This is a genomic window from Bradyrhizobium sp. Leaf396, from assembly GCF_001424605.1.
GTDB lineage: Bacteria > Pseudomonadota > Alphaproteobacteria > Rhizobiales > Xanthobacteraceae > Bradyrhizobium > Bradyrhizobium japonicum_C.
Window position 1 is genome coordinate 1 of record NZ_LMQJ01000039.1, and the last position, 17,202, is coordinate 17,202.

Below are 17,202 nucleotides of genomic sequence, written 5' to 3' on the forward strand. Positions count from 1 at the left end.
CCAGGAGCCCGATCCATTCGGCAAAGCCGTCACCCCGAAATAGCAGCAGATGCAGGATCCAGATGGCGTAGAGGACGACGATCCCGATCACGCCCCACCGCAAGTGACGTCAGTGCTTGACTACGACGGTTGGAAAGACCTTGCCCCTGAAGTTATGACGCTTTTGGCGCGAGGCGCTAGGCCAAACGCCTGCCGATCTTCAAGACCGCATCGGCAACCCTATCAACCTGCTCCATCGTGAGATTAGAACCCGACGGAAGGCAAATTCCGCGCTCAAAGAGTTCGTCTGATACTGAGCAATTTCCATGGGAAAAATACTCGGCGTGCGCAAAGATTGGTTGACGATGCATCGGCTTCCAAACTGGACGAGCCTCAATAAACTCGTCTGCTAAGTGCCGTACAAGTAGCTGACCATCAATCCGCGCATCTGGCGCTAGGAATGCTGCCGAAATCCAATGCGTGGAGAAACTCCATTCCGGCTCCGGCATAAGTTGAATCCAGCTCTCATTCGAGAATGCCTCGGAATAGCGCCGGAATATTTCGCGACGCGCCTGAACACGCTGATCGAGCACCTTTAGCTGACCCCTCCCGACTCCAGCAAGAATATTACTCATGCGGTAGTTGTAGCCAATTACGCTGTGTTGGTAATGCGGAGCCGGATCACGTGCTTGCGTAGCCAAGAAGCGGGCCCTATCAGCCAAACCCATTTCGGACGTAACCAGCATCCCTCCGCCAGAGGTTGTTATGATCTTATTTCCATTGAAAGAATAGATACCGATTCGTCCAAATGTGCCCGAATGCCTTCCTCGATATTTAGCACCAAGAGACTCCGCCGCGTCCTCCACCATCGGCACCCCATATCTGTCGCAGAGCGCCCCTAACGGCTCCATATCAGCGCTCTGACCGTAAAGATTCACTACGATTACGGCCTTTGGCAGGCGTCCATTCTTGCGCGCAGCCTCCAGCGCTCGTTCGAGCGCTATAGGCGACATGTTCCAACTAGTCGGTTCAGAATCGATCAGAACGGGGACGGCGTTCTGATACGCGATTGGATTTACGCTCGCGGCAAAGGTAAGCGATGAACAAAATACACAATCCCCTGAGCTGACGCCGAGGAGCACCAATGCCAGATGGATCGCAGCAGTGCCTGAGCTTAATGCAACAGCGCTTTCCACTCCGATTAGCTCTGCAACCTCCGCCTCAAACGCGTCCACGTTCGGACCTAGAGGAGCGATCCAGTTCGTTCGGAAGGCCTCTTCCACAAAGTCTCGCTCAGCATCTCCCATGTGCGGAGTCGAGAGGAGGATCTGTTCGTCAATGCCCCGGCGCTCTATCAAATCAACAACCCGGCCGGATACATTGACCACTGGAAGGTGATCGATCGTGTGTTTCTGCATCAAGCCGAGCGCATCGCGCCGGGTCCCGTTTTCCGGTACCACAATCGAGCGGCGCCCCGGCATGATGGCGAGAGTTTGATCAAGCGACGCGCCCTCAAGCAAAAGCCTGCGCAGGTCGCCATCCGTGACGGTACGCTCGAACTTGCGATCGCCCTCGACGAGAAGGAGAACGCCCAGCCCGCTGCGATCCAGCATATCGAGCGCGTCGCGGAGGGTGGACTGGCGTGTAATGCAGATTCCCGAGATATCCATGCAACGGTCCCCCTTACCGGATCTTGCGGGCGGGCACGCCCGCGTAAGTCATTCCCGGTAAAACATCCGACGTGACGACGGCCCCCGCCCCAATTGTCACGTCGTCTCCGATCGTGACGCCCGGGAGTATATTAGCTCCCGCTCCGATGAAAACCCGCGATCCGAGCCGCACGTTCCCAGCCAGCGTTGCGCCTGGCGCGATGTGGCATTGGCTGTGAACCACGCACTCATGATCAACGATGGCGCCGTGATTAACAATCACCCCTTCACCGATCGTCGCCCCCGGTGCGATGACCGCCCGAGCGGCCACAAACGTCCCATCTGCGATGCTGGCGCTCCGGGCGATGGTGGCGACCGGATGGATAATTGTAGACGGTAATCCACCGCGCGCCTTCAGCGCTTGGTGTATTCTGGCCCGGACGTCGTTGCGGCCGATCGACACGTGAAAACGCTGATCCATCATTTCCACTGTCGCATCGAGGCGCTGCACAATTCGCCCCAGCACCCTCTTACCAATCTGAGTAATGGACTCATCGACTACGCAGATGTCAAGCTGCTGCCCGCAGGACTGAAGCGCATCCAGCACTACCGTACAATGGCCACCAGCGCCGACCAGAAAGAAATGTTCAATAGACATTGCTCTTCATCAGAGATGCACCCGTAAGATCAATTCCCGAGAGTAGAGCTACAATTTGCGCGCCAGCCCGGCCATCGCCATAGACGTTCGTTCCGTCGAACCGTGATGACGAAAGCGCGGTTCCGATCGCGCGCTCGAGATCGTCGCTATCGGTTGAGGAATCGAAGACATTCGCATTTCGTTGACGTAAATTCTGCCGTGAACCGACATTAACGACCGGAGTGCCAAAACTTGCGGCTTCGATAATGCCGGCACTCGAATTTCCCGCAAGCAAATCCGCCGCGGCCAGCCACGACAGGAACTCTTCCCTCGGCAAATGAGTCGCGAGATGAACCTCGCCTGCAGCGGCGCGCGCCTCCAGCATCGATCTCACGCCGCCGCTTCCAGCGTCGGAATTGGGCCTGAGCGCAATAACCTGAAGTCTTCTTGCGAGCATCGCATCGATAACACGCGTTGCGTATTCCGCCGATCGGTCGATCTCTTGCAACACCGGGTGATAGACGAAGAGGCCGACCCGCCGCGACGGATCGAAACCAACCCCCTGACAGAGCTCTTTGCGTCCGGTCAGTGCGATATGAGCGAGGTCGTCTAATCCAGGCGCCCCCACAACAAACACGCGGTCCGCCGCCTCCCCCATGCGGATCAGCCGATCCCTGCTTTCGCAGGTCGCAACGAAGTGAAAGTGGGCAAGTTTCGAGATGGCGTGCCGCACCGGCTCGTCAACCGTGCCCGAGCGTTCCCCTCCATGGATATGAGCGACCGGAATGTTGAGGTGGATCGCGGCCAGCGCGCCGGCCAGCATTTCGCCGCGGTCCCCCAACACGAGAACGATGTCGGGTTTAATCGCCTTCAAGGCATCGACGACCCCGATCAGCATACGTCCAATATTGCTGGCCATCCGCGCGCCGGACGGGGGCCCCTCCTCGACCGTCACTCGGGCCGCGATGGGCAGGCCAGCGTTCTCGATATACCGAACGGTAAAACCGTACTCGCACTGCAAGTGCATACCGGTTACCACAATCGATAGTTCAAGCATGTCCGACTGATGGATGAGTTGCAAAGCCGACTTCATCAGCCCAAAATCTGCGCGCGTACCTGAAATATAACACACTCTGCGCGGCATCATGCGAGGTCTGACCAGATCAGCGTCTCGCCCGCGGCGATCGCACGCGCCGACTTCCTGCCGACTACCTTTTCGATGTCGACCGGCGCGATCCCAGTTCCCGGGCGCATTAGGGTGAGGTCTCCTCGCGCGATTCGGACTCCAGCATCGAGCGCGCGAATCGCGGTGACGCTGCGTCGCACCAAGTCTCGGACGGGCAATTCTGAGGGGGTCGGCGCCTTAATGTCTGAACCCATCGCTTCCTCGACATCGCGGATCTGCCGCACGAATTCCGCAAGCTGATCTGGTTCAAGGGAAGCCTTATGGTCCGGCCCAGGCAAACTGCGGTCGAGAGTGAAGTGCTTCTCGATGACTATGGCGCCAAGCGCGACAGCGCCGCTGGAAGCGGCAAAACCGATAGTATGATCAGAATAGCCGATCGGCAGCCCCGTAGCACGGGCCATGGTGCTCATGGCCCGCAGGTTTACGTCTTTATTCTCAGCCGGATAGTTGGACGTGCAATGCAGGATGGTGACCACCTCGGCAAGAGGCTCACCAAATCGTCGCGCCGCGCGCTCGTCCCGGATCACGTCGATGGCCTGCTCCACCTCGCTAAGTTCCGCCATCCCTGTCGAAACGATCAGTGGCAAATTCTTCGATGCCATGTGCCGGAGGAATGGTAGATTGGTAATCTCACCCGACGGCACTTTGATGCGTTTAATGCCAAGCTTAACGAGGAAGTCGAGCGCATCCTCATCGAAGGCTGTCGACATGAACTCAAGACCGCACTTCTCGCAATGCGAGAATAGTCGCTGATGGAGTCGCTCCGATATCTCAAGCGACTTAAGCATGCTGTGTTGGTCGCCATCGCCTGTTGCCTGTCGCTGATAGTCAGCTTTCGCCGCGCCTTTGCACGTCAGCTTGTCCGCTGAAAAAGTCTGGAACTTCACAGCGTCAGCTCCGCTCCGCGCCGCTGCCTCAACCAAAGCGATAGCTTTTGCCTCGTCGCCGTTATGGTTGACGCCCGCCTCGGCGATAATGAAAGTCTTCATGGCGATTTACCGTAATGTCGAGCCAGAGCTTCGGCAGCAATCCAGTCCGCCTCAGTGTCGATATCGATCGCCTCGCAAGGTCGATCGCAGAGCACACCAGCAGTCCGGTGTGGAAAAAACGTTCGCTCTCGTTCTAACACAGAACAACGGATCAGGTATATGTTGCCGGCCACATGGACTGCCGGCGGCAGGTCCTGCGAGCGTAGCCTTGTCCCCCGCGCTTCTGCAAATGGCACAAGGTTGCCACTGTTTTCCCAGTGAAAGACATGAAACGGGTGGGGGTGCGCAGGCGCAACACCGACGACTGCTTCGCAGTCGCCCATTTCAATGCGCGCGAAGGCATCGTGCCAACGCGAGGGCTCTCGCACCGGCGACGTTGGTTGCAGCAAGGCAACGAGACCATATGATCGCCCCTCGTTTCGCTCGCGTGCCAACACATCAATGACAACATCTGCCGAAGTCGCCGTATCCGAAGCCAAAGCTTCAGAGCGTAGATAAGGAACATCGACGCCTTCTGACCGAGTGATCGTCGCTATCTCATCGGAATCAGTGGAGACTATAATACGTTCAAAACGGCCAAGCGATTTGGCAAAGCGGATGGACCAGGCGATCAGGGGAATGCCAAGAAAACACCTTACGTTCTTGCCGGGCAGCCGCTTCGAACCGCCACGGGCGGGAATGACAGCGAGCGTCTTCATGGAATCTGCCACGCTACTGCAAAAGGTATTCTTCCAACATTCCAAGCCCGACGATACCGCTCCGCTCGGGATGGAACTGTGTCGCAGTCACATTATTACGCTTGACCATCGCGGAAATGCGATGACCGCCATAATCACAGTCAGCGAGGCGGTCGCTATCGCGGGCCGGCTGTGCGGCAAACGAATGGACGAAATAAACGGCCGGCGCCCTTGAGGCGAAGGGACGCAGCAGCGTGTTGTCCCAAGACCTACCTGTCTCCGGCTCGATAAGGTGATTCCAGCCGATATGTGGGACACGCTGAGGCTCACCAGTTCTGGTAGTACTTGAGATCTTACGCACGCGACCTGGCAGAATGCCAAGACCGACCGTCTCGCCGAACTCTTCGCTAGCCTCGAACAGAATCTGCATCCCGACACAGATGCCGAGCATGGGACGTTCGGAACCTAGAAATGTGCGGATCGCATCGCCAAGGCCGAGCTCATTAACGGCGCGCATGCATTCAGAAAACGCGCCGACGCCTGGCACTACCAAACGCTCGGCGGCGATGGCGACTTTCGGATCTTTGGTAACGACTACATCGGCGCCGACATGTTCAAGAGCGCGCGCGACATTGAGCATGTTGCACATGCCGTAGTCGAGCAAGGTAACCTTTCGCGTGATCATTGTATTTGTCTTACGGAAAGCCCGGCCTCGTAGGCCGACGCGCGAATGTCGCTGATCTTGAGCCGATTATAATGTAACACGTCGGCCATCGAAATACCGTCAGCCCGGCCTTGCTGCGCGGCCTGCAAGAAGTCGTTGATCGATCCCATGCCGCCGCTAGCGATCACCGGGACCGATACGCCCTCGCTGACGCGCCGAATCAATTCGACGTCGTAACCGCGTCGGGTTCCTTCCCGATCGACAGAAGTCAGAAGGACTTCCCCAGCGCCCATCTCTACCCCTCTACGCGCCCAATCGATGACATTTAGTCCCGTCCGCTCTCGACCATTATCGGTGTAGGCCTCCCACTGACCCGGCGCGACCTGCTTGGCCTCGATCGATAGCACCATCGCCTGTGAGCCGAAATGGCGCGCTATCTCGGTAATAAGCTCCGGACGCGCAACAGCGGCCGTGTTGATGGCAACCTTGTCCGCTCCCGATCGAAGGATATGACGCGCGTCGTCAACCGAGCGGATGCCGCCGCCCACGGTGATCGGAATAAAGACCCGATCGGCAGCGCGCCGGATGATGTCACTCAAATTGTTGCGGCCATAGAGGCTAGCAACGATGTCCATATAGACCAGTTCGTCAGCGCCGTCGTGATAGTATTTCAACGCGAATTCCTGCGGGTCTCCGATCACGCGAAGCCCTTCGAGCTGCACACCTTTGATGAGGTTCTTCCCCTTGATGTCGAGCCGAGGGATAATACGAACGTTATTCACGCGATCATGTGCTCTCAACGACCTACTCATCATAGACGGCATGGCGCAGATGCCAGCGATTGCCACCCCACTTCCACAGATGAGGGGAGCGGAAATTGTCAGCAAGCCGGTGGAAATACTGCTCCGTCATCACTGGTTCCTCGAACATCTTGCTGGCTTGTGGAAACTCCTTGGCCGGAATGCTTAAGTAGCGGAAGATCTCCTCGGCAAAACGTGCCGGATATTCATGATCGAAGCGCTTAACCAGCGCAACTCCCTCGTCCCGGTCAATGTCGCCCGAACGAATCTCCTGTGAGGCATCGTAGCTGGCGCGCCCGATGCCGAACTTCACGCCGGTGGTATAATAGTGGAAATCGTCGATACGGTCGTCGATACTGTTGTACTTGCTGTAGGTCCCGGCCGTGCGTTCTGGTGAAGCCTGGAAGCCGCCGTGCTCGACGGCGTAATAGTAACAGCTCTGCGGATGCCACTTGAGGTAGTATCCCAGGTAGTGCACTTCGACTTTCTGACGTTCTATCTCGTTGGGATCGGCCGGTAGATAGGGGAGCAAATCCTGATGCTCCACCCCGAATTGGCTCTTCAGGTCCGCGATTGAGACGCCGCCCAGATAGATGTTCGATTGGTCGGCAGACGTGAAATAGGACCAATCACGCTTGGCAGTCTCGGTGTCGCCGATCGGATTGCCGTATTCAGCCTCATTCTCGCCGTAGATCACGAGCGGGATCTTGTGCAGCAGCGCCATTTTCGGCGCGAGCGACTTCTGGCCAAACATGAAAGCCTGGAATGGGTGGAACAGGAGATCCACCGCGAGACGCGTCAGGAGACGATGCACGCGTCCATTCGGGGTCATCAGCAGGTTGTCATGGCCGGCGTGGATCCAGCTCTGGAAATTCTTCCAGCCCCAGTCGGTGTAGATGTGCGGCGCCCAAGTGACGGTCAGCGGGTGCATGCCGTACTTGGTGCGTAGAATATGTGAGGCGTAGAAGCTGTCCTTACCACCGGATCCGGGTACGATACAATCATAGTTGCCGTTCCGGCTGCGGTGCTGGTCTAGCAAAGTGCGCAGCTTTCGTTCGCGCTCCTCCCAGTCGATGCTGCCGTTCTTCTTCTCGGCAAAGCGACAGGCATCGCAGATCCCCTCGGCATCGAAATGGATGGTCTTTTTCTTGCTCTCCTTGGTGTGCTCATACTCGACCGCCGAATTCGGGCGCTGATTTGAGATAACGCAACGCCTGCAATACACGACCTGTTTCGGAAGGCCGAATTTTGTTGTCAGATTGACCGCGTCCGCCGCAAACTTTGACTTATCGATGTCATGCGGGGCGGGAATCCTATCCATAAAAACCTCCGATTCTCGAACGCCATAGCGGCCAGTCTGCCGGAAAGACGTGCTGCTGACCACCAAGCCGCTCATCGGTGGTCGACCGTCTTTTAGGCTATCGGTGGTGGAAAACCAATAAGTATCGCAGAGTAGTATTCCCGTGTAGAGAGCGCCAAACCCCACTTACCGCCGTCCACCCGCAATCAGGACCGAGGGCTGGAAACCGGAGTTTGGTCCGTTCTCTTGCGTGCAGCCACCTGCGCTAGCACCCGCTTGTAGACTGCTAGCAGTTCCCTACTGTTGCGCTCGGGCAAGAAGTTAGACAGTGCCAGTTGATGAGCAGCCGCCCCCATCCGCGAGACGCGCTCCTTGTCGGTAGCGAGCGATTCGATCGCTTTGGCCAACGCAACCGGATTCCGGGGCGGCACCGCAAGCCCAGTCACGCCATCCACCAGAGTATCCGGCGACGGACGCGCGATCGCGACAATGCTGGGGATGCAAAGAAATGCGGCTTCAAAAATGGGGCGCCCGGGCGCATCGTAATGTGACGGGAAGCACAGGACATCCATGCAGGCGTAGGCCTGTGCAACGTCAGACGTAAAGCCCGCCATGTGAACGCAGCTCTCGAGCCCATCTTCGGCGATTTTTGCGCGCACCTCGCTGCCCACGTCCTGACCGAGCTTCAGGCGATTAAGGAAGCGTGACCACAACGTGCCGGAGCGCCCGGCATCCGAACCGACTATGATGAATTCGGCATCGACGCCCTGTTCGCGCGTTAGGCGCGCCGCCTCGATCAATTCGAAGATGCCTTTGACCCGCAGCAGGTTGCCGACAAAGCCGACCTTGAACGAGCCCGGCTTTAGGCGAAGTCGATCGGCAAAGCCAACCTCCGCTTTTTTTCGAGCGGGGAGTGAGAACGAATTGTGAATGACATCGACGCGAAGCGGCGGCGGCAGACTTGCCCGCACGGTCTCATCGATGGCGATGACCGCATCCGCCTTGCGGAGAAGCGATTCCATCAAGCGCGTGCGCAGCGAGGCAGCATCGTTCCGAACGACCGAGCGCACATGAACAATGACGGGAGCCTTGAACAGATGGCGCGCGATCAGCCACGGCACGACGCCCGTGATCTCGTTGATATGAATAAGATCTACCTGTTTCCAACGCTGCTGCGCGCGCCGCAACGCGAGAAATGTCGAGGGCAAGAACACCAGTTCGCGCAGCACGACCAGCCAGCGCAGGCCACGGTAATAGCTGTACCTGGTATTGTCGAACTGGCTCACTCCCCACGTCTCGATCACCTCGCCAATCTTGCCAAAGAAATCATGGACGGTTCCCCGCGGCGCGACGAAGAACGGCTGGACCTCGCCAGCAGGAAGCGCCTGCACCGCCTCATAGAGGCTGCGGCAACCGCCGGCGAAAGCGCCCGTCATATGAATGTACAGGACTCTCATGCGCGGTTCATGGAGGTCGCCTAGCCGATCAACTGCCGGGACGAGTTCACAAGCTTCTTCGCCAATTTAAAGAGGCTGTGGTTGTTTCGATACTCCAAAAAGGTCTTGCGTGGTGATGCCATGATTTCGGCGAATTCAGCCTCGCTGAGATCCAGCTTCTTCAGCGCGTATTGACGATCCTCCTCTAGTAGGTCTGCAGGGTAGACCGGCGCTTGCATCGCTTTCAGCGCCTCCGCCCTACTCATCTGCCCAGACAGGATCAGGTTCGAGTAATGCGCCTTCCGCTTGTCGATGTCGAACTTCCGAGGCAGCAAGTAAGCTTGATAGAACCGAGTATAGATCGATTCGTAGTGCTTACCCCCATAATAAACCCATCCGAGTTGCTGTTGCAGGACGTCCATGGCCTTCTGTTTGTTGTAATCGATAAAATTTAGGATGGAGACCATGCGAATGCGCCGTACAAAGATGTAGTAGAATAGCCAAATTAGCGAAAAGTGGGGATAGGTGGATAGTCTGGTCCTCCCGAAGCGGCGATGGACATCCCTCACATAAGACCAGTCGAAGTAGCCGTATCCCCATTTCTCCGGAAGGATAGCTTCCGAGACGACATTGGTGCCGGTGATAATGTGCTTCAGTCCGTGCTTAGCAGTGATCTGGTAGAGCAACGCCCATATTGCATGATCAGTTGGCACCTCCCCGTCTGGGGTGGAGGCCCGAAGAAACGAAGTTTGTAAGTCGCGAAATTCCTCCCAGTCAATCACATGGGTATACAGGTCTATGCCGAGTATCTTGAGCGTCTTCTCAATGTTTGCGACCGCAAGCTCAGAATTCCAGCCGTTGTCGAGATGAACCGCCAAAGGCCGCAGCCCAAGATCCTTCATTAGCCACGCGACGTAAGTACTGTCGACGCCGCCGCTCACTCCAATAACGCAGTCGTACCGCTTACCCCTGCCGGCGCGCTGGAGCTCGGCCACAAGCTGGGCAAGCCGCTCTTTGCGTTCAACAGGCGGAACCAACCGATGTCGAGCTACCGCCTCATAGCGATGGCAATGATTACAGACTCCTTCCGCATCGAAAGCGATTTCCGGATCGGTCGTATCCATGATGCAGCGGGTACAGATTGCCATTTTGCCGATCGACTCCTTAAAGGCGGACAGAAGATGCTAGGCGTCCCGCCCCATCCCGGATTCCCTGGATATCACCTAATTCAGCGCGGCAGACAACTCCGCCTGCGATGGATACGTGATCAGCACTGCCCGGTAGGGACCGTGAAACACAAACATGGCGCCCGCCGCAACTGCAGCGGCACCCGCCTGCTTCGCAGCGGTAAAATCGCTGACCTTTCCGGCTCCACCCGCGGCAATCACGGGGATGCTGACGCCCGAAGCAACCCGCGATATCAGGTCAGCGTCGTAGCCTTTCATTGTGCCATCGCGGTCGATGGAGGTAACCAAGAGTTCGCCGGCGCCAAGCTCCTGCATCCTTTTAGCATATACCACCGGATCGTAGCCGGTTGCCCTTGACCCGCCCTCCCCATAAATCTGATAACCTCCGAACAGCTTGCGTTTGACGTCAATCGAAACGGTGATGGCCTGGCTACCGAACTCGCATGCCGCTTCGCGCACGAGCTCGGGACGACGCAATGCGACGCTATTGAGCACTACTTTCTCGACGCCACAGCTGAGGATCTTCCTGATGTGCTCGACCGAGTTGACTCCGCCGCCATAAGCGACCGGCATAAAACACTCACTAGCGATATTCTCTATCGTCGAGAAAGCGGGCCCCCTCCCGGTGCGCGAGGCCGTAATGTCCAATAGTACGAGTTCATCGACTTCCTTGTCATTGAAGATGCGGATCGCGTTAACGGGATCGCCGACATAGACCGGATTTCGGAATGTGGTCGTCTTCACAAGGCCGGCGCCGCGAAGTAGCAGCGTCGGGATGACGCGCGTCCGGCGCATCTCAGAACCGCTCGACAAAATTTCTGAGGAGCGCCATTCCGAAGCGGTGGCTCTTCTCAGGATGGAATTGTGCGCCCAACAAATTTTCACATTGGAAAGCAGCGGTGAATGTTTTGGCGCCGTAGACGAACGTCAGCAGCACGTCCTCAGGCTTGTGACAGACTACATGGTAGGAATGTGCGAAATAAAACCGCGGCTGCGGCGGAAATTCAACCATCAACGCGGACGGCTTGACCTCGGTGACTTCATTCCAGCCCATATGCGGGACCTTGATGTCGGGCTGTGACGCTTGGTTAAAACGCCGCGCGTCGGCCTGAACCCAACCAAGGCCGGGTAGCTCGCCCTCCTCACTTCCCTCCGTCATTAATTGCATGCCCAGACACACCCCGAGCGTCGGGACCCGTTCCTCCAGCACTTTCTGGTTCAAGGCCGCAACCATTCCCGACTGCTGCAGTTTGCGCATACCGGCATCAAACGCGCCGACTCCCGGCACAATGATCTTGGTTGCATCGGCCAAATCCTGCGGGACGGACGCGATCTTGCAACCCGCGCCGACCTTCTTCAACATGTTCCGCATCGAGCCGAGATTACTTGTGCCATAGTTGACGATGGTAATCACTGGACGCGCCCCCTCCGAAGCGACGTGCATTCGTTGAGCACGGCGCGTAAGTTTGCGACGTGCTCAGGTTGAAAGTAATAGTGGGACGTTTGCGCAGGCACCACACCCCAGCCGCGGCTCAAGACTAGGTCGGCTAATTCCTGCGGGCTGTGGATTAAGATGGCATCGCCGCGCTCTGCGAGGCCTAGGACAAGTTCGTGGCTGGGCAGGGCTACGATCGCGGTCGGCGTACCGATGCCGAGCGCCTCGAAATGACATGCCGAGGAGATGCTGAGATGCAGATCAGATGTTGCGATCATCTCGTAGGTGTCAGGTTTCGAATTGCCCCGCCAAAGTACCACCCGGGGATCTTCGGAAAACTTAGCGTCGTAGTGGGTGGCTTCCGCCTCATATCCAGGATGCAAACGGATATTGAGTTCGAATTGGGAGGGACAGAGCCGAAGAAACTCGGCAACGAAATCAGCAAGTCGCCCGGCAGCGATACCTTGGGAGGTCAACGTCAATACCGGCTTGCCGGGATCAGCTACAAAGCTTCGTTGACGCAAGCCTCGATTGACATCGATCATGGGAGAGCCAACCGCACGGATGCGACCAAGCCTGCCGAGTGCGGAATGCTCTAGGATCTTCATCCAGTATGAACCATACACAGTAAGTAGGTCAGGCAACATGAGGGTCTGCCTGTCGCACGTAAGTACGTCGCTGGAAAGGTTGTCTGGATGCTCATTACTGAAAATGCCGTGCTGCATCTCAATGAACGGGATACCGAGGCTGTTGGCAGCCAAGAATAGCGCGAACTGTCCGGAGTTTGGAACTAGCAAGCAACGCGGTCGTAGCCGTTGCAACACGAGGCGGTAGAGCCGGGCACGCCACCTCAGGACGCTGAATTTGAGGCGGATTCGTTCGGCTGAAAACTGAGTGAGTTTGAGATCCGCGACAATGAGCTCGGAAAGCCGCTGGAAATTCCGGTCGGGTCTAGCAGGGAACAGCCGACCAAGTGCCGCGCTGACCGCAACCACAGAAGTGTCGCTGAACACCGGCTTTCGATAGGCATGCTTTTCGTTTTGATTGAACCCCCGAGCATCAGCATAGAGCATCTTAGCGCCACCTGAGATCTGATCAATCACCGGATCGAAATAGATGTCGTGCCAGCCCCGCTCGTCGAACTTGCGGAGCGCCGAGGTCATAGTGGCACCGAGAAACTCTAGATCACGAGGTGCAAGCGCGAGCTGACTCAATGCGCCGAAGAGACTTGCTATCAACTCGTCGACCGGAACCGACGACCTATGCAGGCCAAGATCCTGAAGTATGAACGAGATCTCGAAGCGCAGCATCCGCCACAACGAAATCCCGTCAGCTGTCATCCCGAACGCGTCATTGCGGCGCTCGAAATCTGCTAAAATGGAAGCGACATCCGCCTCAGATCGAAGGGCAGAAGCCGGATTCATCACACAAGGCCGAAGATTCTAGCGACTAGCTGCATCGAGTACCAAGAGTCGTCTATGGTAACAAGGTTGTTTGGCTCACCACGAGCGGCCGCCACCGCCTGTGCAGCCTGATATCGCAAACCGGGTTTGAAGGTCGTGTCATCAGCATCGATCTCGAGCGGGGTAACGGTGCGCGTTCCCCGCAACTGAAATGAGACTTGCTCGAGCGGTCGCATCTCGATGCGCTGAACGGCAGTATTGACGCTGACGATCCAGGGCCCCGGACCGTTCCAAATGCCTTCGTAAAGGCCAATATCGCCGCTGGCAAAAATGATCTTGGCAAGCACTACTCGTGGCGCCTGTGGACTCCAAGGCACCACAGGGTCGACGTGGGTGATTTCGCCGCGACCAAGCACGCGAAAGTAATCGATCAGGTGGATCGAATTAGCAAACATAAAGTTGCGCGCCACTAGTTCCGGGTGCTTGTTGATCTCGACTGCTGCCTGCTGGTCCTGCTGATCGATCACCTTGATGAAGCGCAACGACGAATCGTTTGCTAGCAGCTCAGCCGCGCGACGGGTGCTAGAGTAGGCGCGCCGGTTCAGTGCAACGTAAGCGCGGCGTCCAGAGCTACGTGCGTCGTCGCGGATGCGCGTTGCGTCTGCAAGATCATAGCCCGCAGGTTTCTCCAAAAGCAAAGTCCAGGGATAGGCAAAACAAGCCTTTGCAACCTCCGCCATGGAAAGCTCGACAACCGCGACCACCACAAGATCGGCTTGGGTCAGCCGGTAAAGATCTGCGATGGAATCAAACACTTTTGTGCCGTACGCCGAGGCTAGGCGTTCAGCCTTTTCGCGGGTTCGGCTGTAGATGCCGGCGATGACAACACCCGGCAAGCCGTCGAACGCCCGCATGTGCTCCTCGGCCATATAGCCCGCCCCAACGAAGGCGACCTTTATTTCTGACATGCCGCTATTCCCCTCAGGCCCAAGCGAATATCCGCTCACGGGGTAATCCTCTTTCGAGTTCGATCGGTCGACCACCGCTCTCGCCCGACAGATTGGCCGCCACCAATGCTGCGACCGCGTGTCTTCCGCTACTACCGTCTGGGTAGGAGCCACCCGCCAACAGCGACCGCCAGAGCGCCACCGTCGGGCCAATCACGTCCGCTTGCGCGATCTGACGCTGAAATTCGTCGGCGGGCATACCGTAGCGCGTTGTGGGAAGCTCGCGATACTCTGCTCGGCGGTGAATGCCACGAACATAGCCAGCGAGCTCGTCAACTAAAATCTGTCCATTGCGGCAGGCGTAGACCACTTCGATGCCGTGCCCGAGATCACCGCCGAGCTCAATCAGTAGGCGTACTCCCGAAGCCGTCACACCGCGCACTTGACCGGATCGATCGATATATTGTGCGCCGCGAGGATTTGGCACATTAGCCGGATCGAACCAAGCCGAAATCTCGGCAAGCGGTTCTGCGGTCAGGTAACGAAACGCTTCGAAATAGTGTGAGGCATTCATGGCCAAGCCAAAGTTACTGGCCGTCACAACCATTGACCGCAACCCGCCGAACTCAGGCGAGTTCGTTAGATTTTTGACGTCCGTATACTGCTCCATAAATCGCATCTGGTGATTGATAGCCAACTTAACGCCGGCGGCGTCGCAGGTCGCGATCATATGGTCGCACTCCTCCAAGGAGCACGCCATCGGCTTCTCGCATAAGATGTAGGGCACGCCCGCCGCAGCAGCGGCGCAGACGTATCGGCAATGACTCGGGGCTGTTGTAGCAACGACTACTGCGCTGGGCCGCACCGCTCGTAGCATTTCCTCAGCGCGGTCAAATACCGTGCTTCTATCGACTGCACATTCCACGAGCGTGGTAGCGATGGCGTCAGGGGACTGATCGAACACACCCGCCAAATGGAACCCAGCCGCACGCGCAGCCGAAATATGCCTGCGACCCATTCGCCCCACGCCGATCATGCATATATTCATCGAAATCTCCGATACTGGATTTCGGAAATTTGTCTTAGAAGCGTTAGGGCCGAAATCCGACCCTTGCTACGCTGATTGGATGATCAAGGCAACAAAAGTCTCTTCGTTTCGGCGAAAGGTCGATTCCGTTGAAAAAGGCCGGCAGTATTTCGTTGTAATGGCTCCGTCGCGATGTGGCCGAACCGCTCTACCGGCCTCTATGCGAGCCTCGGGGTGGGTATCGGGATCAGCTTGGCCATCTTTCGAAGGTTCTGAACGGTGGCTGCGAGGATGAACTCGTCGCGCGCGCCGTTTGGGAGACGTAAACGGTCGAGCTTGAGAATGCGCTTGAGGTGCGCGAGCATCTCGATCTTTTTGCGGAGCCGGCGCGAAGTGCGGCCCTCCAATGATCTTGCGATCTGGCGCGCCATGTCGCGAGCGCCCGCGTAGATCGAGCGCGGCACCCTCCGTGAAGGCTGCTTAGGGCAACACCGAGACTTCAATGCGCAGCGATCACAATCATGCTTGCTGGCGAGGTAGAGCATGGTGGCGCCATCATTCACCAGCGTTCCAGTCGTGGTAAGAACTTTACCGCTGGGACAACGGTAGAGGTCCCCGGCATGGTCATAGGTGACGTCATCGCGCGAGAAGATCCCGTCTGTGCGGGCGGACTTGTCGAAGACTGTAACGTGCGGCTCGATGCCGTGCTCATAGACCAGCCAGGCAAGCATCTCGGCNAGTCATCGCGCGAGAAGATCCCGTCTGTGCGGGCGGACTTGTCGAAGACTGTAACGTGCGGCTCGATGCCGTGCTCATAGACCAGCCAGGCAAGCATCTCGGCCGAGCCGTAGCCGCTGTCACCGAGGAGCCGGTCCGGATAGAGATCGAACCGTTTGAGCGAGCGCTCAATCATGCGTTTGGCGGCCAACACCTCCGCCTGCCGGATTGCCGTCGTCGCCTCGACATCGACGATGATCGCGCTCTCGACGTCGATCAGGTAGTTCGTCGAGTAGGCGAAGAAGGCTTGGCCACCATGCGCCCCCGTCCAGCGTGCCGCCGGGTCGGAGGGCGACACGAACTTCGGCGTGACCTCGGTCGCAGCTCCGAAAGCGGCATCATCGAGGACAGCCAGGATCGCTCGCCCGGCAGCCTCCGGCGGAAGTCCCCTGTCGCCTTCGATCCCCTTCTGCCGATTGGCATCGGCCTTGATTAGGCTCGCGTCAACGGCAAATCCTTCGCCGCCGACCAGTCGCTCCTCGATGCAGCGGCCCAACACGCTTTCGAACACGCGACGGAAGGGATCGCTCTGCCGGAAGCGGCCATGCCCATTCTTGGAGAAGGTCGAATGATCCGGCACCGCCCCATCCAGACCGAGCCGGCAGAACCATCGGTAGGCCAAATTGAGGTGAACCTCATCGCACAGGCGCCGCTCCGACCGGATGCCGAAGCAGTAGCCGATCAGGAGCATCCGGATCATCAGCTCGGGATCGATCGAAGGTCGACCGATACGGCTGTAGAAGACCACCAGGTCCTGCCTAATCTGTTCAAGGTCGACAAATCTATCGATCGACCGGAGCAAGTGGTCGGCGCGGATGTGCCTTTCGAGTGAGAACTCATAGAACAACGCAGCCTGTTCGACTTGCCGATGCCCCATCATGATCTTCAGTCCTGCCAATTAGACAGTAAGCGTCGTTCTCAGGCCACGGCTTTGAGGTTTTGACGACAATAGGCCCACGAAGCAGCTGATCGATGTCGTTGTTTGGATGGCCGGTGACGATCCTGGTGAGGGCGTCGGTCAGGTAAGTGAGCGGATCGACGTCGTTCAACTTACAGGTCTCGACCAGAGAGGCGATGATGGCCCAGTGCTCGGCGCCGCCGTCGGAGCC

16 protein-coding genes and 2 pseudogenes are annotated in these 17,202 nt (G+C 57.6%); all 18 read right to left on the reverse strand.

What is annotated here, in order from left to right:
• Window positions 1-176: 176 nt before the first annotated feature.
• The gene (locus ASG57_RS27035; RefSeq protein ID WP_057198374.1) at window positions 177-1,649 is read right to left on the reverse strand and encodes an aminotransferase class I/II-fold pyridoxal phosphate-dependent enzyme; all 1,473 of its coding nucleotides are present in this window, start codon (window positions 1,647-1,649) and stop codon (window positions 177-179) included.
• Between the two features lie 13 nt (window positions 1,650-1,662).
• Window positions 1,663-2,286, reverse strand: coding sequence for an acetyltransferase (locus ASG57_RS27040; RefSeq protein WP_057198376.1), 624 nt, complete (start codon window positions 2,284-2,286; stop codon window positions 1,663-1,665).
• Window positions 2,276-3,412 (reverse strand): UDP-N-acetylglucosamine 2-epimerase, encoded by a 1,137-nt coding sequence (gene neuC, locus ASG57_RS27045; RefSeq protein WP_057198377.1) that lies wholly within the window; start codon window positions 3,410-3,412, stop codon window positions 2,276-2,278. The genes ASG57_RS27040 and neuC overlap by 11 nt, the downstream gene beginning before the upstream one ends.
• Complete coding sequence (gene neuB / locus ASG57_RS27050; protein WP_057198379.1) at window positions 3,409-4,440, reverse strand: N-acetylneuraminate synthase; 1,032 nt, start codon at window positions 4,438-4,440, stop codon at window positions 3,409-3,411. Before neuB ends, neuC begins: the two co-directional genes overlap by 4 nt.
• Window positions 4,437-5,138: an acylneuraminate cytidylyltransferase family protein gene (locus ASG57_RS37160; RefSeq protein ID WP_082529061.1), complete on the reverse strand. Its 702-nt coding sequence runs from the start codon at window positions 5,136-5,138 to the stop codon at window positions 4,437-4,439. The genes neuB and ASG57_RS37160 overlap by 4 nt, the downstream gene beginning before the upstream one ends.
• Window positions 5,139-5,151: 13 nt before the next feature.
• Window positions 5,152-5,802 (reverse strand): imidazole glycerol phosphate synthase subunit HisH, encoded by a 651-nt coding sequence (gene hisH / locus ASG57_RS27055; RefSeq protein WP_063997026.1) that lies wholly within the window; start codon window positions 5,800-5,802, stop codon window positions 5,152-5,154.
• Complete coding sequence (hisF, locus tag ASG57_RS27060; protein WP_057198395.1) at window positions 5,799-6,563, reverse strand: imidazole glycerol phosphate synthase subunit HisF; 765 nt, start codon at window positions 6,561-6,563, stop codon at window positions 5,799-5,801. The genes hisH (ASG57_RS27055) and hisF overlap by 4 nt, the downstream gene beginning before the upstream one ends.
• A gap of 22 nt (window positions 6,564-6,585) precedes the next feature.
• Window positions 6,586-7,977 (reverse strand): N-acetyl sugar amidotransferase, encoded by a 1,392-nt coding sequence (locus ASG57_RS27065; protein WP_230646910.1) that lies wholly within the window; start codon window positions 7,975-7,977, stop codon window positions 6,586-6,588.
• Window positions 7,978-8,087: 110 nt separating this feature from the next.
• On the reverse strand, window positions 8,088-9,338 hold the full coding sequence (locus ASG57_RS27070) for a glycosyltransferase family 4 protein (protein WP_057198383.1): 1,251 nt from the start codon (window positions 9,336-9,338) through the stop codon (window positions 8,088-8,090).
• Between the two features lie 20 nt (window positions 9,339-9,358).
• Entirely contained in the window at window positions 9,359-10,465 is a 1,107-nt protein-coding gene (locus ASG57_RS27075; RefSeq protein WP_082529062.1) for an N-acetyl sugar amidotransferase, read from the reverse strand.
• A gap of 75 nt (window positions 10,466-10,540) precedes the next feature.
• Window positions 10,541-11,299, reverse strand: a complete 759-nt coding sequence (locus ASG57_RS27080) for an AglZ/HisF2 family acetamidino modification protein (RefSeq protein ID WP_057198385.1) — start codon at window positions 11,297-11,299, stop codon at window positions 10,541-10,543.
• Between the two features lies 1 nt (window position 11,300).
• Window positions 11,301-11,918 carry an imidazole glycerol phosphate synthase subunit HisH gene (hisH, locus tag ASG57_RS27085; protein ID WP_057198399.1) on the reverse strand — a complete coding sequence of 206 codons (618 nt, stop codon included), beginning with the start codon at window positions 11,916-11,918 and terminating at the stop codon, window positions 11,301-11,303.
• A complete protein-coding gene (locus ASG57_RS27090) occupies window positions 11,915-13,363 on the reverse strand; it encodes a hypothetical protein (RefSeq protein WP_057198387.1) in 1,449 nt (482 codons plus the stop codon). The genes hisH (ASG57_RS27085) and ASG57_RS27090 overlap by 4 nt, the downstream gene beginning before the upstream one ends.
• Entirely contained in the window at window positions 13,363-14,310 is a 948-nt protein-coding gene (locus ASG57_RS27095; RefSeq protein ID WP_057198389.1) for a Gfo/Idh/MocA family protein, read from the reverse strand. The genes ASG57_RS27090 and ASG57_RS27095 overlap by 1 nt, the downstream gene beginning before the upstream one ends.
• 13 nt (window positions 14,311-14,323) lie before the next feature.
• Entirely contained in the window at window positions 14,324-15,337 is a 1,014-nt protein-coding gene (locus ASG57_RS27100; RefSeq protein ID WP_057198391.1) for a Gfo/Idh/MocA family protein, read from the reverse strand.
• 197 nt (window positions 15,338-15,534) lie between these two features.
• A partial coding sequence (locus tag ASG57_RS27105) for a transposase (RefSeq protein ID WP_210169298.1) occupies window positions 15,535-16,053 on the reverse strand: 519 nt, incomplete at its 5' end.
• Window position 16,054: 1 nt separating this feature from the next.
• Window positions 16,055-16,973: pseudogene (locus ASG57_RS27110) on the reverse strand (transposase); the annotation flags it as partial.
• A 38-nt stretch (window positions 16,974-17,011) separates the two neighbouring features.
• Window positions 17,012-17,202: pseudogene (locus tag ASG57_RS37165) on the reverse strand (transposase domain-containing protein); the annotation flags it as partial.